Origin of the sequence: Pseudomonas amygdali, assembly GCF_002699855.1 — a bacterium.
GTDB lineage: Bacteria > Pseudomonadota > Gammaproteobacteria > Pseudomonadales > Pseudomonadaceae > Aquipseudomonas > Aquipseudomonas amygdali.
Map to the genome: position 1 here is coordinate 25873 of NZ_LKBW01000321.1, position 23975 is coordinate 49847.

Here is a 23975-nt window from a genome sequence, read left to right on the forward strand (position 1 = left end):
TTAAAGGCTGTTGATCAGCGTGCTAAAAATGGTTTGGGCCGCCTTGATGATCTGCGAAGAGGCGGTGTAGTACTGCTGATACTTGATCAGGTTGGCCGCTTCTTCATCGAGCGACACGCCGGAGACCGAATCACGCGCCGATTTGGCCTGTGCAACGACGGCAGCGCTGGCGGTGACATCGCTCTTGCCCTGCCCTGCCAGCGTACCGACCACCGAGACCAGATCGGCGTATGCGCCGGACAGGCTGGTGCCCACGCCGCCGTTGGTGACGCCGACAGTCTTGGCCGTCTGCAACCCTACTACTGCCAGCGCGTTGCGGTTGTCCGAAGAGCCGGCACCCGTCAGGCCGATGCTGAACGTGTCATTGACCAACGGCGAACCGGAGAGGGTCATCTGCACCTCGAATGCCGTCTTGCCGGCTGGCGTGGTGGTGTTGTCGGTGTAACCGATGCTCAGCTTTACAGCGTTGCTCTGACCCTGAATGATCGTGCCACTTACCGCGCTGCCATTCTGGTCGAGCACGGGCGCACCACTGGCATTGATCAGCGTGTAGCTCTGCACACCGGTACTGCTGACCGCACCCATCACCAGCTTCATCGGCGCGGAGTCTTTGATCGCGTTACGCAGGTCAGAGGTCTGAACGCTGTTATAGATGTCCGATTTGGTATTGAGCACTGGCTGCGTGAAGCCACCTGTACCCGAGTTGCTGGCCCCGGCAGTAGCGGTCAATGGCGCGGCGGCTGCAATGTCCTTGGGATCGGTCAACACCACCGAGATACCCGAGGCGCCGTTGCGTGTCGGAGTGACCTTGAAAACGTCGCCAGCAGCCAGCGCATTGCCATTGAGGCTGACACTGAAGCCATCGAACTGTTTGGGCGGGTTGTCAGTCAGCGCACCGGTGCCGACGCTTTCGCCGTTGGGTAGGCGACGAACCGTGAAGTTGGAGGCGTCGCTGAAGGTGACTTCATAATCGTCGGCGGTCAGTTTGCTGGTATCGCCAATGGTCACGTCCAGGTTGCCGGAACCGGCACTGTTGGTGGTCTTGCCGGTACTGCGCTGCGAAATGGCGTCGGCACTGTTGATGTTGGAATACAGGCTGGAACCGAAGTTGCCTTTGCTGTCGATGCCCTGGCTCATCTGGCTGTTGACCTGATCGGCCAGCACCATCGCGGCACGGCCAAGCTCATTGGTCGCAGGCACCAGCACATCGGAGCGATAGCGCAGCAGACCGCCAATCGAGCCACCGCTGATCACCGAGGTGACGTCAGTCTTGGTCTGGCCGTAAGCGATTTGTACGTTGTACTGCAGAGGATCGGCAGGGCTCGGGGTCGCCGACATGGTGTACGACGTGCCACCGCTGACCAGCGATTGGCCGGTGCCGGTGTAGATATCGTAGTTGCCGTTGTTCTCGATTACCTTGACACCCACCAGCCCGTTGAGCTGGCGCACAGTCTCATTGCGCGAATCGAGCAGCGAATTGGGCGTAGTGTTACCAGCCCCTGCCTGAGTGATCTGCTTGTTCAGGCTTGCCACGGTCGTGGTCAGCTCGTTGACCTGTTTGGTGAAGGTGGTGAGCTGGGCATTGACGTTGTCATTCTGCGACGACAACTGTGAAGCGACCGAATTGAAGCGTGAGCTCAACGCAGAAGCCTGAGTCAGAAATGCCGAACGGTCCGACGACTGGGTAGCGTTGGTGGCAATGCCCTGCATCTTGGTGAAAAAGTCGGCCAACTGCGTGGACACGCCAGTGGCGCTATCGGACAGCAGCGTATCGGTCTTGCTGGCCTGGCCGGAGTACGCAACCGCGTCGGCGCTCAGGGCAGTACTGGTTTGCAATTGGGCATCAAGGTAGCTGTTGTAGATACGACGCACGTCGGACAGAGTCGTACCGGTGCCTATGTAACCGACACCCAGGCCGATATTGATCTGTGCCGAAGCCGTGGTCATTACCTGCTGACGCGAGTAACCGGCGGTATCCACGTTGGCCGTGTTGTTACCGATGGTGTTGATCGCGGCACTGCTGGCATTGATACCTGAGAGCCCAATTGAAATCAGCGACATGATTCAAAACCTTATAAAGTCGTGGAAGAGCCCGATGCAGCAGCGTAAGTCTGGTAACTCTTCATCTGCTTCGCGATCTGCGAAATCTTGCTGGCATAGTCCGGGTCAGTGGCGTAACCGGCCTTCTGCAATTCTTTTACAAACTGTTCCGGTTTATCGGCCGAATTGACCACTTCTTTATACCGATTGTTGTTCTGCAGCAGGCTGACCAAGTCATGGAAGCTGTCGGCGTAGGAGTCGTAGGAACGGAAATCCGCGGTTTCCTTGACCATCTTGCCGTCACGGAACTCGCTGGTAATGGCGCGCGCTTCAGCGCCTTTCCAGCTACCCGCTGCCTTGATACCGAACAGGTTGTGACTGCTGCTGCCATCCTGCTGACGCATGATCGACTTGCCCCAGCCGGTTTCCAGCGCAGCCTGCGCCACCAGCATCACTGGATCGACGCCGATGCGTGCGGCTGCTTCCTTGGCCAGCGGCAGCATGGTCTCGACAAACTGATCGGCGTTGCTGAATGCGCGCTTGGCCGGTGCCAGCGGTGGCTGGGCCATGGAACGCACGTACTCAGGCGCGGGCGCCAGGTTGGGGTCGAGCGTCCAGTCACCGTTGTTGCCGTTGCTGCTGGCGGTTGCGCGAGCAGGCACCGGGCTATTGCTGACGGCGGCTGTAGCGGAAGGCACGATGCCGGCCAGCAATCGGTCGGTGAGTTTGGTTGGCAACGACAGACGACGCGAGTTGAGCGCCGCCATGTCATTGCGTCCATCACCGGATGCCGAAACTGCCGCAGCCGCCTGATCTGCCGCCGCCGAGCGCGTGGCCCACAGCGGACGCTGATAGACACTGGTCGCCAGCCCGGTTTTGGCCGGGGTTGCATCGGTGGTCGTTACAGGCGTAGCCGTCGTATCGGTCGGTGCTGCGTGCTGAATACCCTTGTCCTTGGACAGTTGACGCATCAACACGTCCTGCAAACCGATGCCGTTGCCACGGGTGGACAGGGTGACCGCCAATTGCTGGTCATACATGTCCTGATACTGGCGCGTCGCCGGGGTGTTCATCGGGTTGTCCTTGGCCAGCACTTCGTTGGCCGAGCGCATGGCCTTGAGCATCTGGCTGACGAACAGCGACTCGAACTCGCGGGCCACCTTCTTCTGGTTTTCCACACTGTCCTTGTCGCCATGCTTCAGCGACGCCAGACGGTTGACGTCGGTGTAGGCACCGGAGTCGACCGCTGACGAAATTCCGCTCTTGGGCATATCCATGCTCGAGTCCTCAGATAACTATCAGATCGGCTTGCAACGCGCCGACCTGCTTAAGGGCTTCGAGGATGGCCATCAGGTCGCCGGGCGCAGCGCCCACCTGATTGACCGCACGAACAATCTCATCCAGCGTGGTGCCTGGACCGAACTTGAACATCGGGTGTAGCTCCTGCTGGGCATTGACCCGCGAACGCGGCACGACCGCCGTCTGACCACCGGACAATGCGCCCGGCTGGCTGACAATCGGGTCTTCGGTAATGGTCACGGTCAGGCTGCCGTGCGTTACCGCAGCGGGCGAAACCTTGACGTTCTGACCGATCACGATAGTGCCGGTCCGCGAATTGATGATGACCTTGGCAGCCGTCTGGCCCGGATCGACTTCCAGGTTTTCCAGAATCGACAGGTAGTCGACACGCTGGCCCGGATCAAGCGGCGCGGTCACACGTACCGAGCCACCGTCCAGCGCCTGAGCAACACCAGGACCAAGCAGCTCATTGAGCTTGTCCACAATCCGCTTGGCAGTGGTGAAGTCGGACCGGTTCAGGTTAAGGGTCAGGGTATTACCCTGATTGAAGCCGCTCGGCACCGAGCGCTCGACCGACGCACCACCGGGAATACGGCCCGACGACGGAACGTTGACAGTGATTTTCGAACCGTCACGGCCTTCCGCGTCAAAACCGCCGACCACCAGGTTGCCCTGTGCGATGGCGTAGACATTGCCATCGACACCCTTCATCGGCGTCATCAACAGCGCACCACCGCGCAGGCTCTTGGAGTTACCGATCGAGGAAACGGTGATATCGACCGTCTGACCCGGCTTGGCGAACGCTGGCAGATCCGCGTACACAGCAACTGCTGCAACGTTTTTCAACTGCACAGTGCCGGAACCGGACGGCACCTTGATGCCGAACTGCGACAGCATGTTATTGAACGTCTGCAGGGTGAACGGGGTCTGGGTGGTCTGGTCGCCCGTACCATTGAGACCCACGACCAGACCGTAACCGATCAACTGGTTGGCCCGCACGCCGGAGATGCTTGCGATGTCCTTCAGACGCTCGGCGTGAACGCCGAACGCTGTGGACAACAACAAGGTCGCCGCTATCAGTTGCTTGAGCTTGATCATGTTTATCCCGCTATCAGAAAGGGAACAACGGGCTGAGGAAGAACCGGTCGAACCAGCCTGGCTGGCTGGTATCGGCAAAGGCTCCAGTCCCCGAATAGGTAATACGTGCATCGGCAATACGGGTGGACGACACGGTGTTGTCGGTGGCGATGTCATCAGCCCGAACCAGCCCGGCAATCCGCACCAGCTCGTCACCGGTATTGAGAGTCATCCACTTCTCGCCACGCACAGCAAGAATGCCGTTGGGCAACACATCCGCCACGGTCACAGTGACCGAACCGGTCAGGCTGTTGCTCTGTGCGGCCTTGCCATCACCCTTGGTGGTCCGCGCGCCGGTGTAACCGGCGTTCAGGCTCAGGTCGTTGCCACCAATCGGGTTGTTGGTGGTCAGCCCCGAACCGAACAGCGAGGTAAGACCAATACTGTTGGTGCTGTCCTTGGTCATGGCCGAAGTGGCCGCCTTGCTGGCTGCCATACGCTCGGAAAGCGTGATGGTGATGATGTCGCCGATACGGAAAGCCTTGCGGTCGCCATACAGGTTCTGCTCGAAACCGGCTTGATAGATGGCACCATTGTTGGCAGCGGCCGACATGGGTGTACGCGGCAACACCGGAGCGTAATAAGGGTCATTGGGCTTGGCCGTCGGCGCAACGCAGCCAGACAGCAGGGTGATCCCGCACAATGAAGCGATCAACACTGAAAAACGCGGAACACTAAGGCGGTTCATGACACTTGAAACCTCGCGGTGTAACAGGCGCTTATCAGGCGCCCCATCGGATTGAGCAGTTTTACGAGCGACAACATCAAACACTTACAGGTTCTGAGTCAGGTTCTGCAGCATCTGGTCGGCGGTCGAGATCACTTTGGAGTTCATCTCGTAAGCACGCTGGGTGGTGATCATGTTGACCAGTTCCTCAACGGTGCTGACGTTGGAGTTTTCCAGGGTGTTCTGCAGGGTCGGACCCAGGCCGTTGAGGCCAGGCGTGCCGATCTGCGGCGCGCCGCTTGAACCGGTTTCCAGATAAAGGTTGCCGCCGATGGCCTGCAGGCCGGCCGGGTTGATGAAGTCAGCGGTCTGGATGTTGCCGATGATCTGCGGTGTGGCGGTTGCACCGGCCAGCGTGACGGAAACAGTACCGTCCTGACCGACTGTGAAGGTCTGGGCGTTCTGTGGAACGACAATCGCAGGCTCAAGAGCGTAGCCGTTGGCAGTCACGATCTGGCCGTTGGCGTCCAGGTGAAAAGTACCGTCGCGGCTGTAGGCAACAGTGCCGTCCGGCTGGGTCACCTGAAAGAAACCACGACCGTTGACCGCCAGGTCCAGCGGGTTGTTGGTGGTCTGCAGGCTACCGGCTGTGAAGTTCTTCTGCGTACCGACAATGCGCACACCGGTACCCAATTGCAGACCGGATGGCAGCTCGCTGTCCTGAGTGGACTGGGCACCCGGCTGGCGTTTGATCTGGTACAGCAGGTCCTGAAACTCGGCACGGTCACTCTTGAAACCTGTGGTCGAAACGTTCGCCAGGTTGTTGGAGATAGTGGTCAGGTTGGTGTCCTGAGCGGCAAGGCCGGTTTTAGCGACGTATAGTGCAGGAAGCATGTGTGTTCTCCTCAAGCGCCGGTTTGTCGGCGCAAGCTGTCATTGATTAGCCAAGTTGCAAGACGCGAGCCATAGACTGATCGTCTTCTTCGGCGGTCTTCATCATCTTGACGTGCAATTCGAATTGACGGGACAAGGCCAGTACCGAGGTCATTTCCTCGACCGCATTGACGTTGCTCGCCTGCAGAAAGCCGGACTCGACCTGAACGGTGGCATCTGCGTCGGCAGGCCGACCGGTCTTGGTGTGGATCAGGCCATCGGGGCCTTTTTCCATGGTCTTGAGGTCAGGCTTGACCAGCTTGATACGGTCGACCTGCGCCATCACCTGTGGGCTTTCGCCGAGTGAGCGAATGCTGATTGTGCCGTCGGCACCGATCTCGATCTGCTGCTGAGGCGGCACGGCAATCGGACCGCCATTGCCCATTACCGGCAAACCGCTGCCGTCGCGCAACACACCCAGGGCATCGATGTTCATGCCGGAGCTGCGGGTGTAGGCTTCGCCACCATCGGGGGTCTGCACTGCAATCCAGCCATCACCTTTGACGGCGATGTCCAGTTCACGGCCGGTCTCAACCATGGCACCGGCGGAAAAGTCGGTCCCCGGACGTTCGCTCATCGCATAGGCACGCGACGGCATGACCTCGCCAAACACCGGCATCGAGCGGGCCTGTTCAAGGTCACGCATGAAACCGTTTGTTGATACGTTTGCCAGGTTGTTGGCGTGAGCCTTCTGCGCGATCGCGTTTTCGGATGCACCGCTCATTGCGACGTAAAGCAACTTGTCCACAGTCTTCCTCCTCCGACAGACGCTTGCCGCCTGTAGCTGTTCTGAAAGGGTTAAAGCAATTTTTGAACCAACTTGTCAGGCTCGATACAAATGCCTGATTAACCAGCAAAAACCGGCATTCGATGATGCCCTTCGGGCAAAGCGCCACCCAATAGCGGCGGAGGACTGCCGCCTGCCGATCATCAAGCAGCGAGCACCGCCAAAAAAACTTCATTGGTATGGGCTGACAAGCGGATCGACAGTGATAATCTTGCCGACACCGCAGCCCTGAACGGGAACCCTCATGCTTTTTCGTGCATGCATTGCCGGCATCGCCAGCGCGAGCCTGATGACCCTCGCCCTCCTCGCCCAGGCCGCCCCCGCTCACTATTACAAATGGCAGGGCGACAGCCGGATTGTCTGCGCCCAGACCAGCCCCGGGCCTGGCTGGACAAGGCTGAAAGGTCACTTCATCAAATCCGACTGCTCAATCTGATCAGGTCGACTGAATCAGCGTCTGCATCACGGTCGCCTCTGTCGATATGGCTTTGGAGTTGGCCTGATAAGCCGTCTGCGCCTGGATGAGAGCAATCAGCTCATCAGCCAGGACGACATTGGACCCCTCCAGCCCGTCGCCAATGAGGCTGCCCAGCGTGCCGACGCCCGGCACATCGTAATCGGCAACGCCAGAGTCGGCGGATTCGGTCCAGCGCGTATCACTGCGCGCCTGCAACCCCTGCGGATTGGAGAAGCTGGCGAGTATCACCTGACCGATATTCTTGTTCATGCCATTGGTAAACCCGGCACACAGGATGCCATCGCGCCCCACGCTCAAGCTGCTCAACTGCCCCGCCGCATGGCCATCAACATGCGTGGAAGAACGCGAACTGGCGGCGTTGTGCTGCAGCAGGTTGGTGAAGTCGATCGTAATGCCCTTCGCACTGCCAGCCGCACCGTTGGGTACCCATTTTTCTGGCCCTGTGACCCGCTCGGCAGGCATGGCCGGTGTCCAGCCGGTCAGTTGCAGACCGTTGCTATGGGTACTCGCAAAACCAGGGCCGCCGGTCAATGACTGTACCCAGCCGCCAGAATCAAACACGATGTTTGCAGTCAGCGGGTCGGTGGAATCAGGCATCTGCGGGTTGCGGCCATCAATCAGCGCATGAATGCGCCAGCTGTTGGTGCCGTCCTTCACGAAATACTGCTTCAGCTCGTGCTGATTGCCCTGGCTGTCGAAAATCGCATTGGCAAACATATCGCTGTACGTCTTCAGGTCCGATGGATCGAACGCCGGAACCGGGCGATCCATCAACGCATCACCAGGATCAAGCATGCTGATCGATCCATTATTCAACGGCAGCGACACTGTGCCGCCATTGGCAGCGCCGTCACTGACCCAGGCACCATTGACCTCTTCAGCCGGCCGCCAGCCTTGCAGGGCAAATTCGGTATCCGAGATTTTACGAAGGTGCTGGCTATTGCCGCTGTATGACAGCGATCCGTTCGGTCTTTGCTCAAGGGTTACTTGCAACGGTGCCACGCTGTTCGGGTCCACCGGATTACGCCCATCGATCAGCACATACATGGACCACTGACTGTCGCCGGTCTTGACGAAATACTGCTTCAGCTCATGATCCGCCGCAGGCACCGCAGTGGCTCCTGCTCCAGACCCCGCATCCTGAATGGTACGGCCAACGACCCGCGTGTAGGTCGCAGGATCGGCCGGGTCGAAGACCGGCAAGCGCGCGAGCGAAGGCAGCGAGGCGTCCAGGTTGATGTTCTCGGCAACCCGCGTGGTGGCTCTGGCCGATACATTCGATGTATCAATCTGCAAGTCGGTACGCAACCCGCGCTTGATCTCGCCCTGCTCGTTTGCCGCATAGCCTTGCAATCGTCCACCCTCGCTGTCCACAACGAAGTTCGCCGCGTCCTTGAGGAACGCTCCGGCACGGGTATAGGCAAGAGACCCACCGTCACTCACCACAAAAAAGCCGTTGCCCTGAATACGCATGTCGAGCGGATTACCCGACGTGGTCATGCTTTCGCCCTGATTGAAGTTTTGCTGCATTGAAGCAAGACGTACGCCATCACCTACAGCATTGCGACCACTGCCCAACTGGCTGGCTGAATACAGCGCCGAGAACTGCGCACGCGACGACTTGAACCCGATAGTGCCGGAGTTGGCAATATTGTTACCGGCCACCTCCAGCCTTTTGTTCGCGGCATGAATGCCGCTGATCGCGGTATTGAACGACATGAAAACTCCTTTACCCCAAAGGGCAACTCATAGAGGAGTTTTGATTCTCACATCATCGCGCGTAGGAGATTTCCAAGTACATTGACTGAACTTTCTGCAAGTTTAATTAAACTTGAGCGTGCATCACTTTGTAAAAAACAACCAAAAAAAAGCCCCTTCGAAAAGGGGCTTTATTTAACGCTCTACACTATCAAGTCATCTGAATAGTGGTTTGCATGATGGTGCTTTGAGTGGAGATAGTTTTGGCGTTCGCCTGGTAGTTGCTCTGCGCCTTGATCAGGTTGACCAGCTCCATGGTCAGATCGACGTTGGACTCTTCCAGCGCCTGACCAGTGATGTAGCCGAGGGTGCCCGATTGCGGCGTGCCGCTGACCGGTACGCCCGAAGCGAAGGTTTCACGCCAGTTGGTGCCACCTGCCTGCGCCAGGCCTTGCACGTTGGCAAAGTTGGTCAGCGAGGTCTGCCCGATCACTTGGGATTTGCCGTTGGTGTAGGTCGCGAACAGGTTGCCGGTTGCATCAACGCTCATCGCACTGAGCTGGCCAGTGGCGTAACCGTCCTGGTCCTGAGTGATCAGGCCCGACACCGACGCGGTCTGGGTAATACCGGCCATGTTCAGTTTGATGGAGGCACCCGTAGCACCGTTCGCGCCCCAGCTGGCGGTCGTGCCGGTGCCGGATTGCACACCTGGTACCCAGTTGGCGACAGTAAAGGTGCCATCAGTGTTGAACTTGATGTTCGCACTGTCGGTCGGTACGGTGCCCGGCGCTGCGACGACCAGATTACCCGAGGAGTCGAATGTCAGGTCGTTCTTGTCGGCCGTAGTAGTGGTCGGGTCGGAAATGCTGCGACCGTCCATCAGCGAGTACATGGACCAGGTGTTGGTGCCGGTCTTGACGAAATACTGATCCAGCGTATGCGCGTTACCCTGAGTGTCATAGGTCGGCGTGCTGTACTTCATGTTGTACGACTTGGTGTCAGTCGCGTCGAACGTAGTGAGCGACGGCAAGGCAGTGGTCGAATTCAGGTTGGCAACGTTGGTAATGGCGGTGGTTGCCTTGGGCTGAAGGTTGGACGAATCCACCCGCAGGTCGCTCAATGCACCGGTTACCACACTGCCGTTGGCATCAACGTTGTAACCCTGCAACTTCATACCGCCGCTGTTGACGACGTAGCCTTCCTTGTCGGTGTGGAATGCACCGGCACGGGTGTACAGCTTCTCGCCGTTATTGCTGAGCATGAAGAAACCGTTGCCGTTGATGGCAAGGTCGAGGCTGTTGGCAGTACCGGTAGTCAGGTTGCCCTGCGAGAACTGCTGGGAAACCGCTGCGGTTGTTACGCCACTGCCCACATTGGTCTGGCCGGAAGTGCCGCGAATCGATTGAGCGTATTGATCGGCAAACTCCGCGCGCGACGATTTGAAGCCAGTGGTCGCAACGTTGGCAATGTTGTTGCCGGTAACGTCGAGACTTTTGTTTGCAGCATAGAGCCCACTAAGGCCGATATTGAAAGACATGTTTCACTCCTGCGCCTGGTAGGCTCTACAATCCGATGGTTTGAACTTTGGACAGGGCAACACTGCCGCTGGCCAGATTGAGCATTGTTTCTGCACCATTCACACCCAACGTGACGCTGTTGACCGTGGCAGGCAGGTAAGTCGAAAGCTGTGTGTTCTTGCCGTCAACCGAGCCTTCAGCCTTGAAGGTGTAGTTGCCCGACGCAAGCGCTGTACCGTCGCTGTCCGTACCGTCCCAGGAAAAGCTGGTGGTGCCGACTTTCTGCGCGCCCAGCTCGACGGTGTCGACCAGATTCGATTGCGAATCGTAAACCTTGATACTTGTCGCCGTAGTGGCGCTCGGAATAACGATCGAACCGGTCATACCCTTGGTGGTATCCACGGTGGTGGAGCTCCAATCGATGATCACCGAGCGACCTACCAGCGACGATGCCTGCAACGCCTGGGACGACTTGTAACTGGTTGCAATCGTGTCAACCGTCGACGTCAGGTTCTGCATGCTTTCAAGGCTGCTGAACTGTGCCAGCTGGGCCACGAACTGCGTGTTGTCCTGTGGGTCCAGCGGGTTCTGGTTCTTCATCTGCGTCACGAGCAGCTGCAGGAACGCGTCCTTGCCCAGCGTACCGGTGGAATTCGTCGCGGTCGGCGTCGGATTCTGCAGTGTGTTCAAGAACGTCGATGAGACGCTGCTTGCTGTGGTGTTATCGGCCATAACGTTCGCCTTCTATCACTGACCGAGGGTCAGAACCTTCTGCATCATGGATTTAGCGGTGTTCATGATTTCGGCGTTGGTCTGGAAAGACCGGCTGGCAGAAATCATGTCGGCCATTTCTTCCACGACATTGACGTTGGGGTAGTAGACATACCCGTCCTTGTCAGCGGAAGGATGATTGGGCTCGTAACGTGCTTCCAGGTTCGAGCTGTCTTCGATGATGCCGTTGACCTGAACGCCCTGCCCGGCTTCGCCCTGATCCTGGAACAGCGAACCGCCTGTGGACTGCTGACCCTGCATCACGGTGGCAAACACCGGGTGACGGGCGCGGTAGGTCTGGTCCATGCTCGAAGACACGGTCTCGGCGTTGGCGATGTTACTGGCCGTAGTGTTCAGACGCGTGGTCTGGGCACTCATGGCGCTACCGGCAATGTTGAACACATTGGCTAGTGACATGAATTATTCTCCGCGAAGGGCTGCAACCAGCCCCTTGAACTTGCTGTTGAGCAATGTGAAGCTGGCCTGAAAGCCCATGGCGTTCTCGGTGTAGCTGGCCTGCTCGACCTGGGAATCGACGGTGTTCTGGTCCAGCGAAGGCTGCGACGGGGTGCGATACAGCAGCGTCCCGTCATCATTGCCCATGCCTTCGGCTTCGATATGGCGGCTGTTGGTCTTGTTCAGCGCGAAATGACCGTTCTGCACCTTGTCGTTTTCGGCAGCCAGCACCGACGAGAAGTCCAGATCGCGAGCCTTGAAGTTCGGGGTATCGGCGTTGGAGATGTTGTTGGCCAACACCTCTGCACGCTGAGCCCGGAAGTTCAGAGCCTTTTCATGTATGCCTAGCGCTTTATCGAAGCTGATGCTCATTTCGGGAAACCTTTGCCGGTTGACCTGATTCTGTTGTTACTGACAAAGCAATCGGCGTGCCATGTTGCAAAAGCCAATGATTGCGGGGGCCGCAGGCGGCGGCGAGGCGGCAATACCAGAAAAGCGGCAAGGCATTTCCGCTGTGGGAGGAGAAAGCGGCAAGCGGGGTGCCGTTTTTTTGCCAGTGTCGACTTGCCGCCTGACAATGGCGGCACTTCATCATTGCCTCATTCGGACGCCCAATAAAAAAGAGACCCGAAGGTCTCTTTGACGACTGAATCAGAGGCCAAGCTCACTTAACCCAGGGTGGTCATCAGGTCGCCGCCCCAATGGCCAATGGTATTTGCGCTCGGACTCGGCGATCGGCAAATCGTTGATGCAGGCAAAGCGCCGCTGCATGAGGCCGTTTGCAGCGAACTCCCAGTTTTCGTTGCCATACGAACGGAACCAGTTGCCAGAGTCGTCATGCCATTCATAGGCATAGCGCACGGCTATGCGGTTATCGGTAAATGCCCAGAGCTCCTTGATCAGCCGGTAGTCCAGTTCCTTGCGCCACTTGCGTTCCAGAAAGGCCTGAGCCTCTGCGCGGCCATTGATGAACTCACTGCGGTTACGCCAGTAGGTGTCTTCGGTGTAGGCCAGCGCAACTTTCGCCGCATCGCGAGAGTTCCAGCCATCCTCGGCGCCACGGACTTTCTGGACAGCCGTCTCCAGGGTAAAGGGTGGAAATGGCGGTCTTCCTTTATCACTCATCTCAGCGTCCTCAGAACGGTTTATAGGGCAGAAATTTTCCATCAAGGGTGATCACGGCTCGCTCGCCCCCTTCCGGATCTTCGACTTTCTTGATGTCGAGCTTGAAGTTGATTGCGCTGATGATGCCGTCGCCGAACTGCTCATGCACCAATGCCTTCAGCGTTGTGCCGTAGACCTGAACCATTTCGTGGAAGCGATAGATCGTCGGGTCACTGGAGACGTCTTCGACATTGCCGCGCAACGGGATGGTTTGCAGTTCGGCGACCGCGTCCCTGTCCAGCCCGAGACGCTCGGCGACTACCTCGGCCACCGCTTCCGGCAATGGGTGCTGACCGAGCAATGCAGCCGTGACATACACCACGCTCAACCCCGTACCTTCTGCAAGCCCTGCCCACGTCAGGTTCTTTGCGGTCTTGGCCTGCAGCACACGTTCAGTCAGATTCTGGCGCGGTGCTCTGGAAATGTTGCTGTGCGGCATAGGTAACCCTCCGGAATGAAATCACGTCAATCACAGCATCGGTAACTATCACCATAAGATCCAAGACTGATTTATGATCATCGCCATAATCCTGCCTTATGGTGATGCCGTGCTGTTACGCCATATACGTTATTTGCTGGCGGTCGCCGACCATGGCAATTTCACCCGGGCGGCCGAGGCCCTGCATGTCTCGCAACCGGCGTTGTCGCAACAGATCAGGCAGCTGGAAAGCAGCCTGGGTGTGCAACTGTTCGACCGCACCCGCCGCAGCGTCGTGCCGACCGATGGCGGCCGCGTGTATCTGGACCACGCGCGTCGTTGCCTGCTTGAGCTGGAGGCCGGGAAGCGTGCGCTCAACGATGTCAGCGACCTGTCACGCGGACAATTGCGCCTCGGCGTCACGCCAACCTTCAGTGAATACCTGATAGCGCCGTTGATCGACCGCTTCAGCGCGCTGTATCCCGGCGTAACAATCATCCTCACGGAGCTGCCTCTGGAGCAGATCACCGAGGCATTGATCAATGACGCGCTCGATCTGGCCATTGGTTTTGCCGGCAGTCATGCTGTCGAGATAGACAGCCAGCCTCTGTTCGATGAACAACTGTGCCTGGTCATGGCAAAACCTGCCCCCGATAAGCAGACCGCGCTGACACTTGAGGACCTGCAAACGCTTCGCTTTGCCTTGCTCGCCCCCGGATTCGCCACTCGCCAGCTGCTGGATGCCTGGTGCCAGACGCAGAATTTCAAGCCTACGGTCGGCCTGGAGGCGAACTCGATCGCCATTTTGCTCAAGGTTGTTGCCCAGGGGCGTATGGCAACCATTCTTCCCGATGCCATCGTTCGCGAGCAGCCCGGGTTGCGCGAAGTTCAGACGACCCCTGCCCTGCCTGGGCGGACGGTTGCGCTGCTGCGGCGTAAAAACGGCTACCAGAGCGCCGCCGCCAACGCTTTTGCCGAACTGGTGAGTAACAGTACGCAAACATGAACCGATGGGCAGACGATCGAAGCTGTTTTCAGCCGCGCACAAAAAAAGAGACCCGAAGGTCTCTTTTTTCATTGCAGGCAACTGGCAGACCGTCACTTGGCCTTATAGATGATCCCGGGGCTGCACTGAACCATCTGATAGTGATCCGGCAAACCATTGAGCGCTTCAGAAGCCCCCAGAAACAGGTAACCGCCTGGCTTGAGCGTACCGTGGATGCGCAGCAGGATGTCCTTCTTCACTTCAGCGGAGAAGTAGATCAATACGTTGCGGCAGAACACGATGTCGAACTTGCCCAGCGAGGCGTAGCTGTCGAGCAGGTTGAACGAGCGGAACTCCACACGGCTCTTGATCGGCGTCTTGACGACCCAGCGACCTGGACTTTTTACATCAAAGAAACGCTGCAGACGATCCGGCGACAAGCCGCGGCCGATAGCCAGACTGTCGTACTCGCCGGTCTTGCAGTTGTTGAGCATTGCGCCAGACAAATCGGTGGCAACAATCTGCACGCCCGATTTGAGCTGGCCCTGATTGGCGCGCTCGAACTCATCAATCGACATCGACAGCGAGTAAGGTTCCTGGCCCGATGAACAGGCCGCCGACCAGATGCGCAGTCGCTGACCAGGGCTGGCCTTGATCTGCTCGGGCAGCACTTTGTTCTTCAGCACTTCGAACGGATAGGTGTCGCGAAACCACAGGGTTTCGTTGGTGGTCATCGCATCGACAACCTGTTCGCGCAACCCGCTGCGCGGCTGGGTCTGGATGCGCTGAACCAACTCGCCAAGCGACTTGATGCTTTGCTGCTCCATCAGTTTGTTGAGGCGGCTGGACACCAGATACTGCTTGTTTTCCCCAAGCAAGATGCCACAGGCTTTTTCCAGAAATACCCGGAACTGATCAAAATCCAAATTACCCGTAGACAAGGTGCCGCCTCTCAAATCATGTGAATCACCGGGGACGGCGCCCCCGGCTGGTTATTCTGCTGCCTTGATCCGCGCAACAACCCTGGCCGCAAGATCATCAGGCCGGAATTTCGCGAGAAAATCATCAGCGCCGACTTTCTTGACCATCGCCTGGTTGAATACCCCGGACAGAGAGGTATGCAAGGTGATGTGCATCTTCTGCATACGCGGGTCATTACGTATCGCAGCTGTAAGGGTATAGCCATCCATCTCCGGCATTTCAATGTCGGAGATCATCATCAGGAACTCTTCTTCCGGTTTTTTACCCTCTTCGACCATTTTGCGCAGGTAATCCAGCGCTTGACGGCCATCGTTAAGGGCAACCACCTCCACACCGACGGTTTCCAGGCAGCGGCTGACCTGCTTGCGGGCCACCGACGAGTCATCGACCGTCAGCACACGCAGCGAAATCGCCTTGTGCTGAACCTCGGCATCGATCACACCGACCGACACTTCTTCGGAAATAGGTGCGACTTCGGCAAGAATCTTCTCGACGTCGATAATTTCCACCAACTGATTATCAACCCGGGTAACTGCGGTCAGGTAATGATCGCGCCCGGTACCTTTGGGTGGTGGATGAATCTCTTCCCAGTTCATGTTGACGATGCGTTCTACAGAATGCACCAGAAAACCCTGAACCTTGGTGTTGTACTCGGTAATGATGACGAAGGAGTTGACCAGCGAAATCATGCCCGTGGAACCCGTCGCCATCGCCAGATCCATGATCGGGATCGTGCCGCCACGAATATTGGCCACACCCCGGACGATCTTGCTCGACTTGGGCATGATGGTGAGTTTCGGGCATTGCAGTACTTCTTTTACCTTAAAGACGTTGATCCCGTAGAGCTGCTTGCCGTCGAGACGGAACAAGAGCAGCTCCAGGCGATTCTGACCCACCAGCTGAGTTCGCTGGTTTACCGAATCCATTACACCTGCCATGCCGAACCCCCTTACCAAAATGACCGCCGCCCAGACACCAGATCAAAAAGCGGCACGGGCTTTGCTATTTATTACCTCATGAACGCAAAGACGACAATTTCTCGACACCTCGCATTAGAAACCCGCAGGCTTCTGTGCGCAATCGCTCTGCTGTGCCTTTGTGGCACGGTGAGCCTCGCTCGCGCAGAGAATTTCACACTGCCTGAACAGCTTATCGGCGTCACCCAAGGGTTTCTTGAGTTCACAGTAGAAGACTATTTGGCAACCAACCAGATTGACGGGCGTCATGACATACAGGTCAAGCAGCTCGACCCGCGTTTAAGGATGGGTGCCTGTGACAAGGATTTGACAGCCACACTGGAAAGCCCGCGCCCGGTCGGCCGGGTTACTGTGCGGGTACGCTGCGAAGGCTCTTCGCCCTGGACAGTATTTGTGCCGGCCCAGGTGCTGCTGTATCGCAACGTCGTGACCGTGATGCGCCCGCTGAAACGCGACGCCATCGTTACTGAAGAAGACGTTGCGCTGCGTGAGCGCGACGTGAGCAGCCTGGGCCAGGGATTTCTGGCCTTTCTTGATCAGGCCGTCGGTCAAAAGGTTGTCCGACAAATGGTCATCGACCAGGTCGTTACCCCGGTGGCGCTGGAACAGCCACAAATGATTCACAAGGGCGACCAGGTGGTCATCATCGCCCGCAGCGGTTCGCTGGCGGTGCGCATGCCCGGCGAAGCGATGTCCGACGGCGGTTTCAACGAACAGATACGGGTGAAAAACCTTAATTCCCAGCGGGTGATCAAAGCGAATGTCACCGGCCCAGGGCAGGTGGAAGTGGCCATGTAATGCATTGATGCTGGCGCACAGGGTGTGTTTTTTTTAGACTGCGGGGAATATCCGACGGTGAAAAGCGTCTATTGGGAAGCTTTCTCACAATCGGCCTAAAGTTTGATAGGGGTTGGCCGAAAACAAGGCAAGCGTCCAAACACCCAGAGGTTTTTTCAATCATGGTCATAGATTTCAGTCGCCTTAACAATTCACAGTCTGTTGCCGGTACAACACGTACCAGTGCCAGTAAAGACACCGTCAAAACCGATGCACCAGCCCCTGCAGCCACCGCAGGTGTCAAAAGCACCGGGGAAACTTTTTCTTTGAGCAGTGAGGCTCAACAGTTGCAGAAAATCACGGACAAGCTGACCGATCTGCCAACCGTCAATAGTGCTCGCGTTGCCGAGCTCAAACAGGCCATCGCCGACGGTAGTTACACAGTGGACAGCAACCGTGTCGCCAGCAAGCTGTTGAATTTCGAAACCCAACGCTAAGCCAAGGCTGGCGCTGGATATTCTGGACGCTTAAAAACCAGAGCATGCGATGCAAGACACTACTTTGTTGCAGATGATCACTGACGACATGGTTTCGGCCCGACAGCTTCTAGAGCTGCTGCAGGCCGAATCCCTGATTCTTCACGGCCGCGACATGGGCGAGATGGAGCAGGTACTGGCGCAGAAACAGGCGCTGGTCATTCTTCTCGATCAACATGGGCGCAAACGTAGCCAGGTGCTTGCGGGCATGGGGCTGCCAGCCAATCGCAGTGGTCTCCAGCAACTGGCCAGCCAGTCGGATGTCGGCGAGCAATTGCTGATGGCCGGTGACGAACTGAATGCGTTGATCAATGAATGCCAGACGCTGAACGAGCAGAATGGTAGTCTGATCCAGCTGCAACAGATCAGCACGGCTCATCAGCTTCGCATACTGAACGGCGGTGAGACGCCCACGCTCTATGACAGTCGCGGGTCAACTGCGCTTAGAGCAAAACCACGCCCTCTGAGTCAGGCGTAACTTCCTGTATCAAGGTTTCGTGCGTAGTGGCAGAATGCCTGTTGTTGCGTTGCCGTAGTATTTTGCCTGGAGATTCAAGAACGTGAATGGCTCAAGCGCGGACGATGCTCCGCAGCCCCCGAAGGTCCTCAACACACCTTTGGAAATTGCCGCTAACCTGCGGTTGCTACTCGAGAGTCATGATCCTCTGATCATTACCTTCCATGAGCGTGCCCAACGCTTTCAGAGCTACCTGCTTGAAGTCGACCGTGACAGCAACGTCATGGCGCTCGACGAAATGATCCCCCGCGATGGCGAACGCTTCTTAAGTAATGGCGAGTCTTTCCGCGTCGAAGGTTTTCACGACGGCGTGCGTATCGCCTGGGAAAGCTCATCGCAGATGGAGATTGTCGATACCAACGGGCAGCGCCTGTGCCGCGGGCCGATGCCTGAAGAGGTGATTTACCACCAGCGGCGCAACGCATTTCGTGCAGCGCTGAAGCTGGCGCAGCTGGTCGACATCGAGATCGGTGGAGACCGTTTGAAATCCCCTCTGACCGGCAAACTGCTGGACATCTCTGCAACCGGTTGCAAACTGCGCTTTGAAGGCGATGTGTCCGAGCGCATGCAGTTGGGCCAGGTATACGAACGCTTTATTGCGAAGTTGCCATTCGGAGCAATGACAGCCCCCGTAGAGCTGCGTTATCTGCACTTCGAAGAAAGATTTCACACCACCTTTGCCGGCGTGCGCTTCCACAACATGAGTGGGCTTGTGCAGCGTCAGGTTGAGCGTTTCGTCTACCAGTTGCAGCGTGAAGCTCGCCGCTTCGACAAAGACGACGACTTCTGACCCCCGCTTCTGCTTGCTGGTGATTGCGGCAACCTGCCGCAATCACACCGTAATCCCCTGCTCTGCCCCCCGCTACACTCAAGCCTTCCAGGTCTCGCTTTCACGCTCGCGTTCGTGCTCTTCAGCTTCGGCTGTTTCCGTGCCCGCGACCGGCTCGACCTGTGCCTCGGTTTCTGCGTCGGCGTCGACCACCACTTCAGACTCGGGTTCCGGCTCCGGCTCGACGGTGGTCTGCATCTGTTCCTGAACCACCTGCTCATTGACACGCGGGTCCAGTGCAACCACCAGAGGCGAACTGGACATGCTGTCCGGCATGGCGACGTGATGCAGCGGTGCGTTTTCGACCTGGTGCAAATGGGTAACGGCCTTGGGTCTGATCAGCAGCACCAGAATCACCCCGGCGCCACAGACGAATGCATACAGCATGTGGCCGCCAAACAGCTTCATTACCACACCAGCAGCCAACGGGCCGATACTCGCACCGATGCCATAGGTCATCAGCAACATGGCCGTCAGCGACACCCGGCGTTCGGCCTCGACGTGGTCATTGGCAAATGCCACCGCCAGTGGATAGAGGCAGAACTGCATCAGCGAGGCGAGAAAGCCGACGCCGAACAGGACTTCGACCGGCACACTCGGAAACACCGCCAGCGGCAATGACGCCACCACCAGTGCAGCGGCAAAGATGCGCATCAGTACGGATCGGTCATAGCGGTCGGAAAGCAGACCCAATGGCCACTGCACCAGGAACCCGGCCAGAATGCAGCAGCCCATGAACAGACCGACCTGCTCGGTGGACAGCCCCTGTTTGGCGGCGTAAACCGGTGCCAGACCGTAGAACGAACCGATGATTAGCCCGGCACCCAACACCGCCGTCAGCGACTGCGGCACACGCCTCATGAAGAAGAGCGGCTCCAGCGGTGCCGGGTGCAACGGTGCGGGGTGAATCGCCCGGGTCATGGCGACCGGCACAAGACACAGCGCGAAGCACAACGCCACCAGCATCAGCAGCTCAGGGCCCAGTTGCGGGTGGACCACCAGTACCAGTTGCCCCAGCACCAGGCCCAGATAGGACGCAATCATGTAACCGCTGAACACCATGCCGCGCTGTTTGGCGGCGGCCTGCTCGTTCAGCCAGCTCTCGATGACCATGTATTGGCACATCATGCCCAGACCGACAATCACCCGCAGTACCAGCCAGGCGGGCAGCCAGCTGATCAGACCATGCCCGAGCACCGCCGCACCGACGATACCGGCGCAAGTGGCATAGGCCCGAATATGACCGACACGGCCGATCAGGCGGTGACCGATCTTGCCCCCCAGGACCAGACCGAAATAGTTGGCGGCCATCAGTGCACCGACCCACAGGCTGTCGACCTGATCGGCCGCCAGGCGCAGGGCCAGATAAGTGCTCAGCAGACCTGAGCCGATCAACATCATCAACGAGGCAAAATAAAGCGCTCGAAAGGACTTCCAGATTTGGCGCATCAACTTTCCAAAAATAGGGAGTCGCCCGACCGGGCGAGCCCAACACTGCGATTCTTAAACCTGAGCAGCCAGAACGCGCCGTTCCCAGGGGGTTATCTCGTCAAAAAAACTGGTCAGTTCCAGGGTCTTCGACGCGATGTAGCCTTCGATGAATTCATGACCAAACAGTTCCTTGGCCAACTGACTGCTTTTCAGACGCTCCAGAGCGGCGTGCAGGGTACACGGCAATGACAATTCTTCCGGCACCTCAATCGCGCCTTGCATGGGCGGGGTGGGTTCCAGCTTTTGCTCGATGCCATGCAGCCCGGCTGCCAGGCTTGCGGCAATGGCCAGATAAGGATTGGCATCGGCGCCTGGCAAACGGTTCTCCACCCTTCGAGCCGCTGCTGCACTCGACGGGATGCGCAGGCCGGCTGCGCGATTGTCGTAGGACCAGCAGGCGTTATTGGGCGAAGCATAGGGTTGGCACAGGCGCTGATAGGAATTCACATTGGGCGCGAACAGCGCTGTGAAATCAGCCATGCAGGCTTGCTGACCCGCAATAAAGTGACGAAACGTGTCAGTCGGTTGGCCATCTGCACCACTGAAGACGTTTACCCCGGAGTCTGTTGCTACAACGCTCTGATGAAGATGCATCGAACTGCCCGCCGTGTGAGCGAGCGGCTTGGCCATGCAGACCACAATAAGCCCGTGCTTGAGCGCGACCTCCTTGAGCAGGTGCTTGAACAGAAAGGTCTGGTCGGCGAGCAGCAGCGGGTCGCCATGCAGCAGGTTGATCTCGAACTGGCTGACGCCCATCTCGTGCATCACCGTGTCCCGCGGCAGTCCCAACGCCGCCATGCAGGCGTATACCTCGGCGAAAAAAGGCCGTAAGCCATTGTTGGAGCTGATACTGAACGCTGAATGCCCCTGCTCGCGTCGTCCGTCCAGCCCTCTCGGCGGCACGAACGGATACAGCGGCTCGGGGTTGGGCGCAAAGACAAAGAACTCCAGTTCGGTGGCCACAACCGGTGCCAACCCCCGTGCGGCGTAGCGGGCGATGACGGCCTTTAGCTGGCTGCGCGTCGAGAGCATGCAAAGCTCGCCGCTCAACTCCTCGGCATCGCAAATCGCCAGGGCGCGCGGTTGCTCGCTCCAGGGCAGACGATGGACCTGCTGCGGATCGCTGAGCAGCGCGAGGTCGCCATCATCGCTACCGTAAAACCGTGACGGCGGGTACCCGCCCATGATGCATTGCAGCAACACACCCCGCGCAAGCTGCAATCGCCTGCCCTGAAGAAAACCGGCAGCGGTCATCACCTTGCCGCGAGGCACGCCGTTCAGGTCCGGGGTCACACACTCCACTTCATCAATGCCCATCAGCAGCTGTGCCAGCGGATGGGGGTCATTGCGTGTCATGGTTCAATCCTTTGTCATGGGCCAGGCCGCTTGGCGGCAACCCGTACAAAATACGCAGCGGGCGTTCGGGATATCAAGCACTGAAACGACTTAGTGAGAAGGATTACAACCCGGCCTCGACCTGATCCGACGAAAGCGGTCTTGGCCGGGTTCTTGCTGTGTACCCCGGTCACAACAGTTCGACTGTCATTTTTATGTCAATGGCAACGCCTTTGCCGGAAGCCCTTGAAGCAGATGCCCTTTCGAACAGCAATCGGATAAAACACGAGCAGAGAACCCTCCATGAGCGCACCGATTCCAGTAACTCGTCCTCTGTTACCGCCTCTGGAGGAGTTCATTCCCTACCTCGAACACATATGGGAAAGCCGCCAGCTCACCAATGGCGGTCCGTTTCACCAGCAGCTTGAAAAGGAGCTGGCCGAGTACCTGGGCGTGCAGCATCTCTCGCTGTTTTCCAATGGCACGCTGGCGCTGATGACCGCCATTCAGGCGCTGCGCATCAAGGGCGAAGTCATCACCACGCCCTACTCGTTCGTGGCAACCGCCCATTCGCTGCTCTGGAACAGCCTGACGCCGGTGTTTGTCGACATCGACCCGGGTACTTATAACCTGGACCCGGAGCGCATCGAAGAAGCCATCACTCCGGCTACCACGGCGATCATGCCCGTACACTGCTACGGCATCCCGTGTGACGTCGACCGCATTCAGCAGATCGCCGATCGCTATGGCCTGAAGGTCATCTACGATGCCGCCCATGCGTTCGGTGTCCAGCATCGCGGGCAAAGCCTGTTGAATCACGGGGATCTGTCGGTGCTGAGCTTTCACGCCACCAAGGTGTTCAACACCTTCGAAGGCGGGGCCATCATCAGTCCGGATGCCAAGACCAAGCAACGTATCGATTACCTGAAGAACTTCGGCTTTGCTGACGAAGTGACCGTGGTCGCGCCGGGAATCAACGGCAAGATGAGTGAAATCAACGCTGCGTTCGGTCTGCTTCAGTTGAAGTACATCGATGAAGCGCTCTTGAAACGGCAACGTATCGATGAACGCTATCGCGATGCGCTGGCAACGGTACCGGGGCTGAAAATTCTCTGGAAAAGCACCGAAAAACACAATTACTCGTACTTCCCGGTGCTGGTCACCGAAGACTTCGCGATTTCTCGCGATGACCTTTATCAGCGGTTCCGCGACCACAACATCCTGGCGCGCCGTTACTTTTACCCGCTCATTTCCACATTCCCGATGTACCGGGGCCTTGACTCGGCAAAACCTGATCGCCTGCGTGTCGCGACCGGTCTGTCCAGTCAGATCCTGTGCCTGCCGATCTACGACAGCCTGACGGATGAAGCCTTCGACAGCATCATTGATGTGATCGTCACAGCCAGTAAAGAGAACTGCTAATGCGAACGTGCCCGGTCTGCTCCTGTCGTTTTCTGAACTTCTATCCGCTGGGTAGAAGCCATCTGGAAATCCTCCACCGCCTGAACGTCCACTACTGCATCGAAGACTTCGAGACCCTTAACGTCGGGCAATACAGCTGCCCCGAATGCATGGCGTCGGACCGTGACCGGCTTTACGCGTTGTTTGCCATGAACATGCTCGACAACCCGCCGGGCAAACCGCTGCGCATTCTCGATATCGCACCGGCAGTGGTGCTCTCGAAGTTTCTGCGCAGCCTGCCCAACGCCCGATATCGCTCGGCCGACCTGTTCTCGCCGCTGGCTGATGACGTGGTCGACATCATGGACATGCACATGTATGCCGACGAGTCCTTCGATTTCATCGTGTGCTCGCACGTACTTGAGCACGTACCTGATGACCGCAAGGCCATGTCCGAGCTGTTTCGGGTACTGGCCAAAGGCGGCTCTGCCATCCTGATGGTGCCGATTCTGCTGACCGCCACCGAAACCGAAGAAGACCCGGACGAGGCCAGCGTCGATGAGCGCTGGGCGCGCTTCGGCCAGGACGATCATGTGCGGATGTACGCCAGACAAGACTTCCAGTCCCGTTTGACGCAGGCCGGTTTCGACGTGAAGGCCCTCGGCTCGCAGGCATTTGGTGAAGGCGTCTTCAAGCAGCACGGCATTACGGAGCAGTCGGTTTTGTATATAGGCCAAAAAAGCTGACGACAACTGCAGATCATGGACGCCGACTGCGTTGC

Annotated in this window: 25 protein-coding genes; 8 read left to right on the forward strand and 17 right to left on the reverse strand. The window is 58.0% G+C overall.

Going from position 1 to position 23975, the window contains the following annotated elements:
* The 6 genes from flgK to AO277_RS26615 all read right to left on the reverse strand — a co-directional run bounded on the left by flgK (position 1) and on the right by AO277_RS26615 (position 6824).
* Positions 1-2061, reverse strand: a complete 2061-nt coding sequence (gene flgK, locus AO277_RS26590) for a flagellar hook-associated protein FlgK (RefSeq protein WP_044317757.1) — start codon at positions 2059-2061, stop codon at positions 1-3.
* A gap of 11 nt (positions 2062-2072) precedes the next feature.
* Positions 2073-3317 (reverse strand): flagellar assembly peptidoglycan hydrolase FlgJ, encoded by a 1245-nt coding sequence (gene flgJ / locus AO277_RS26595; protein ID WP_044317758.1) that lies wholly within the window; start codon positions 3315-3317, stop codon positions 2073-2075.
* 10 nt (positions 3318-3327) lie between these two features.
* Positions 3328-4437 (reverse strand): flagellar basal body P-ring protein FlgI, encoded by a 1110-nt coding sequence (locus AO277_RS26600; RefSeq protein WP_044317759.1) that lies wholly within the window; start codon positions 4435-4437, stop codon positions 3328-3330.
* A 13-nt stretch (positions 4438-4450) separates the two neighbouring features.
* The gene (gene flgH / locus AO277_RS26605; protein WP_002554309.1) at positions 4451-5164 is read right to left on the reverse strand and encodes a flagellar basal body L-ring protein FlgH; all 714 of its coding nucleotides are present in this window, start codon (positions 5162-5164) and stop codon (positions 4451-4453) included.
* Between the two features lie 84 nt (positions 5165-5248).
* Positions 5249-6037 (reverse strand): flagellar basal-body rod protein FlgG, encoded by a 789-nt coding sequence (gene flgG / locus AO277_RS26610; RefSeq protein ID WP_002554310.1) that lies wholly within the window; start codon positions 6035-6037, stop codon positions 5249-5251.
* Between the two features lie 46 nt (positions 6038-6083).
* Positions 6084-6824: a flagellar basal body rod protein FlgF gene (locus tag AO277_RS26615; protein ID WP_004658719.1), complete on the reverse strand. Its 741-nt coding sequence runs from the start codon at positions 6822-6824 to the stop codon at positions 6084-6086.
* A 283-nt stretch (positions 6825-7107) separates the two neighbouring features.
* Here AO277_RS26615 and AO277_RS28675 point away from each other — a divergent pair, with 283 nt between their 5' ends.
* The gene (locus AO277_RS28675) at positions 7108-7299 is read left to right on the forward strand and encodes a hypothetical protein (RefSeq protein WP_005754776.1); all 192 of its coding nucleotides are present in this window, start codon (positions 7108-7110) and stop codon (positions 7297-7299) included.
* Here the strand turns inward: AO277_RS28675 and AO277_RS26625 are convergent, their stop codons facing one another.
* The 7 genes from AO277_RS26625 to cynS form a co-directional block, all read right to left on the reverse strand.
* The gene (locus AO277_RS26625; protein ID WP_044317760.1) at positions 7300-9060 is read right to left on the reverse strand and encodes a flagellar hook protein FlgE; all 1761 of its coding nucleotides are present in this window, start codon (positions 9058-9060) and stop codon (positions 7300-7302) included.
* A 190-nt stretch (positions 9061-9250) separates the two neighbouring features.
* Positions 9251-10576, reverse strand: coding sequence for a flagellar hook protein FlgE (flgE, locus tag AO277_RS26630; protein WP_002554314.1), 1326 nt, complete (start codon positions 10574-10576; stop codon positions 9251-9253).
* A 25-nt stretch (positions 10577-10601) separates the two neighbouring features.
* Complete coding sequence (locus AO277_RS26635) at positions 10602-11288, reverse strand: flagellar hook assembly protein FlgD (RefSeq protein WP_044317761.1); 687 nt, start codon at positions 11286-11288, stop codon at positions 10602-10604.
* 15 nt (positions 11289-11303) lie between these two features.
* Positions 11304-11744 (reverse strand): flagellar basal body rod protein FlgC, encoded by a 441-nt coding sequence (gene flgC, locus AO277_RS26640; RefSeq protein WP_002554316.1) that lies wholly within the window; start codon positions 11742-11744, stop codon positions 11304-11306.
* A gap of 3 nt (positions 11745-11747) precedes the next feature.
* Complete coding sequence (gene flgB, locus AO277_RS26645) at positions 11748-12155, reverse strand: flagellar basal body rod protein FlgB (protein WP_002554317.1); 408 nt, start codon at positions 12153-12155, stop codon at positions 11748-11750.
* Positions 12156-12434: 279 nt separating this feature from the next.
* Positions 12435-12908, reverse strand: a complete 474-nt coding sequence (locus AO277_RS26650; RefSeq protein ID WP_003370064.1) for a nuclear transport factor 2 family protein — start codon at positions 12906-12908, stop codon at positions 12435-12437.
* A 10-nt stretch (positions 12909-12918) separates the two neighbouring features.
* Entirely contained in the window at positions 12919-13386 is a 468-nt protein-coding gene (gene cynS / locus AO277_RS26655) for a cyanase (protein WP_004658714.1), read from the reverse strand.
* 73 nt (positions 13387-13459) lie between these two features.
* Here cynS and cynR point away from each other — a divergent pair, with 73 nt between their 5' ends.
* Entirely contained in the window at positions 13460-14371 is a 912-nt protein-coding gene (gene cynR / locus AO277_RS26660) for a transcriptional regulator CynR (protein WP_044317762.1), read from the forward strand.
* Positions 14372-14463: 92 nt separating this feature from the next.
* On the opposite strand, the gene cheR is transcribed toward cynR, so the two are convergent.
* Complete coding sequence (cheR, locus tag AO277_RS26665) at positions 14464-15291, reverse strand: protein-glutamate O-methyltransferase CheR (RefSeq protein WP_005744560.1); 828 nt, start codon at positions 15289-15291, stop codon at positions 14464-14466.
* 51 nt (positions 15292-15342) lie between these two features.
* A complete protein-coding gene (locus AO277_RS26670) occupies positions 15343-16269 on the reverse strand; it encodes a chemotaxis protein CheV (protein ID WP_002554322.1) in 927 nt (308 codons plus the stop codon).
* A 78-nt stretch (positions 16270-16347) separates the two neighbouring features.
* On the opposite strand from AO277_RS26670, the gene flgA reads away from it, so the two are divergent.
* The 4 genes from flgA (at position 16348) to AO277_RS26690 (ending at position 18928) form a co-directional block, all read left to right on the forward strand.
* Positions 16348-17106, forward strand: coding sequence for a flagellar basal body P-ring formation chaperone FlgA (gene flgA, locus AO277_RS26675; protein ID WP_044317763.1), 759 nt, complete (start codon positions 16348-16350; stop codon positions 17104-17106).
* 161 nt (positions 17107-17267) lie between these two features.
* Positions 17268-17582 carry a flagellar biosynthesis anti-sigma factor FlgM gene (gene flgM / locus AO277_RS26680; RefSeq protein ID WP_002554324.1) on the forward strand — a complete coding sequence of 105 codons (315 nt, stop codon included), beginning with the start codon at positions 17268-17270 and terminating at the stop codon, positions 17580-17582.
* 49 nt (positions 17583-17631) lie between these two features.
* Positions 17632-18099, forward strand: a complete 468-nt coding sequence (locus AO277_RS26685) for a flagella synthesis protein FlgN (protein WP_002554325.1) — start codon at positions 17632-17634, stop codon at positions 18097-18099.
* Positions 18100-18181: 82 nt separating this feature from the next.
* Entirely contained in the window at positions 18182-18928 is a 747-nt protein-coding gene (locus tag AO277_RS26690; protein ID WP_044317764.1) for a flagellar brake protein, read from the forward strand.
* A 78-nt stretch (positions 18929-19006) separates the two neighbouring features.
* Here the strand turns inward: AO277_RS26690 and AO277_RS26695 are convergent, their stop codons facing one another.
* Both AO277_RS26695 and AO277_RS26700 read right to left on the reverse strand, forming a co-directional pair.
* A complete protein-coding gene (locus AO277_RS26695) occupies positions 19007-20416 on the reverse strand; it encodes an MFS transporter (RefSeq protein ID WP_044317765.1) in 1410 nt (469 codons plus the stop codon).
* Positions 20417-20470: 54 nt separating this feature from the next.
* The gene (locus AO277_RS26700; protein WP_161795776.1) at positions 20471-21712 is read right to left on the reverse strand and encodes a glutamine synthetase family protein; all 1242 of its coding nucleotides are present in this window, start codon (positions 21710-21712) and stop codon (positions 20471-20473) included.
* 384 nt (positions 21713-22096) lie between these two features.
* Here AO277_RS26700 and vioA point away from each other — a divergent pair, with 384 nt between their 5' ends.
* A complete protein-coding gene (vioA, locus tag AO277_RS26705) occupies positions 22097-23215 on the forward strand; it encodes a dTDP-4-amino-4,6-dideoxy-D-glucose aminotransferase VioA (RefSeq protein WP_002554329.1) in 1119 nt (372 codons plus the stop codon).
* Positions 23215-23940 carry a methyltransferase domain-containing protein gene (locus tag AO277_RS26710; protein WP_044317767.1) on the forward strand — a complete coding sequence of 242 codons (726 nt, stop codon included), beginning with the start codon at positions 23215-23217 and terminating at the stop codon, positions 23938-23940. Before vioA ends, AO277_RS26710 begins: the two co-directional genes overlap by 1 nt.
* The last annotated feature ends 35 nt before the right edge of the window (positions 23941-23975 follow it).

Bases quoted from the DNA above. Each gene is read 5' to 3' on its own strand.
- flgK (WP_044317757.1), bottom strand. From the start codon at position 2,061: ATGTCGCTGATTTCAATTGGGCTCTCAGGTATCAATGCCAGCAGTGCC.
- flgJ (WP_044317758.1), bottom strand. From the start codon at position 3,317: ATGGATATGCCCAAGAGCGGAATTTCGTCAGCGGTCGACTCCGGTGCC.
- AO277_RS26600 (WP_044317759.1), bottom strand. From the start codon at position 4,437: ATGATCAAGCTCAAGCAACTGATAGCGGCGACCTTGTTGTTGTCCACA.
- flgH (WP_002554309.1), bottom strand. From the start codon at position 5,164: ATGAACCGCCTTAGTGTTCCGCGTTTTTCAGTGTTGATCGCTTCATTG.
- flgG (WP_002554310.1), bottom strand. From the start codon at position 6,037: ATGCTTCCTGCACTATACGTCGCTAAAACCGGCCTTGCCGCTCAGGAC.
- AO277_RS28675 (WP_005754776.1), top strand. From the start codon at position 7,108: ATGCTTTTTCGTGCATGCATTGCCGGCATCGCCAGCGCGAGCCTGATG.
- AO277_RS26625 (WP_044317760.1), bottom strand. From the start codon at position 9,060: ATGTCGTTCAATACCGCGATCAGCGGCATTCATGCCGCGAACAAAAGG.
- flgE (WP_002554314.1), bottom strand. From the start codon at position 10,576: ATGTCTTTCAATATCGGCCTTAGTGGGCTCTATGCTGCAAACAAAAGT.
- AO277_RS26635 (WP_044317761.1), bottom strand. From the start codon at position 11,288: ATGGCCGATAACACCACAGCAAGCAGCGTCTCATCGACGTTCTTGAAC.
- flgC (WP_002554316.1), bottom strand. From the start codon at position 11,744: ATGTCACTAGCCAATGTGTTCAACATTGCCGGTAGCGCCATGAGTGCC.
- flgB (WP_002554317.1), bottom strand. From the start codon at position 12,155: ATGAGCATCAGCTTCGATAAAGCGCTAGGCATACATGAAAAGGCTCTG.
- AO277_RS26650 (WP_003370064.1), bottom strand. From the start codon at position 12,908: ATGAGTGATAAAGGAAGACCGCCATTTCCACCCTTTACCCTGGAGACG.
- cynS (WP_004658714.1), bottom strand. From the start codon at position 13,386: ATGCCGCACAGCAACATTTCCAGAGCACCGCGCCAGAATCTGACTGAA.
- cynR (WP_044317762.1), top strand. From the start codon at position 13,460: ATGATCATCGCCATAATCCTGCCTTATGGTGATGCCGTGCTGTTACGC.
- AO277_RS26670 (WP_002554322.1), bottom strand. From the start codon at position 16,269: ATGGCAGGTGTAATGGATTCGGTAAACCAGCGAACTCAGCTGGTGGGT.
- flgA (WP_044317763.1), top strand. From the start codon at position 16,348: ATGAACGCAAAGACGACAATTTCTCGACACCTCGCATTAGAAACCCGC.
- flgM (WP_002554324.1), top strand. From the start codon at position 17,268: ATGGTCATAGATTTCAGTCGCCTTAACAATTCACAGTCTGTTGCCGGT.
- AO277_RS26685 (WP_002554325.1), top strand. From the start codon at position 17,632: ATGCAAGACACTACTTTGTTGCAGATGATCACTGACGACATGGTTTCG.
- AO277_RS26695 (WP_044317765.1), bottom strand. From the start codon at position 20,416: ATGCGCCAAATCTGGAAGTCCTTTCGAGCGCTTTATTTTGCCTCGTTG.
- AO277_RS26700 (WP_161795776.1), bottom strand. From the start codon at position 21,712: ATGACCGCTGCCGGTTTTCTTCAGGGCAGGCGATTGCAGCTTGCGCGG.
- vioA (WP_002554329.1), top strand. From the start codon at position 22,097: ATGAGCGCACCGATTCCAGTAACTCGTCCTCTGTTACCGCCTCTGGAG.
- AO277_RS26710 (WP_044317767.1), top strand. From the start codon at position 23,215: ATGCGAACGTGCCCGGTCTGCTCCTGTCGTTTTCTGAACTTCTATCCG.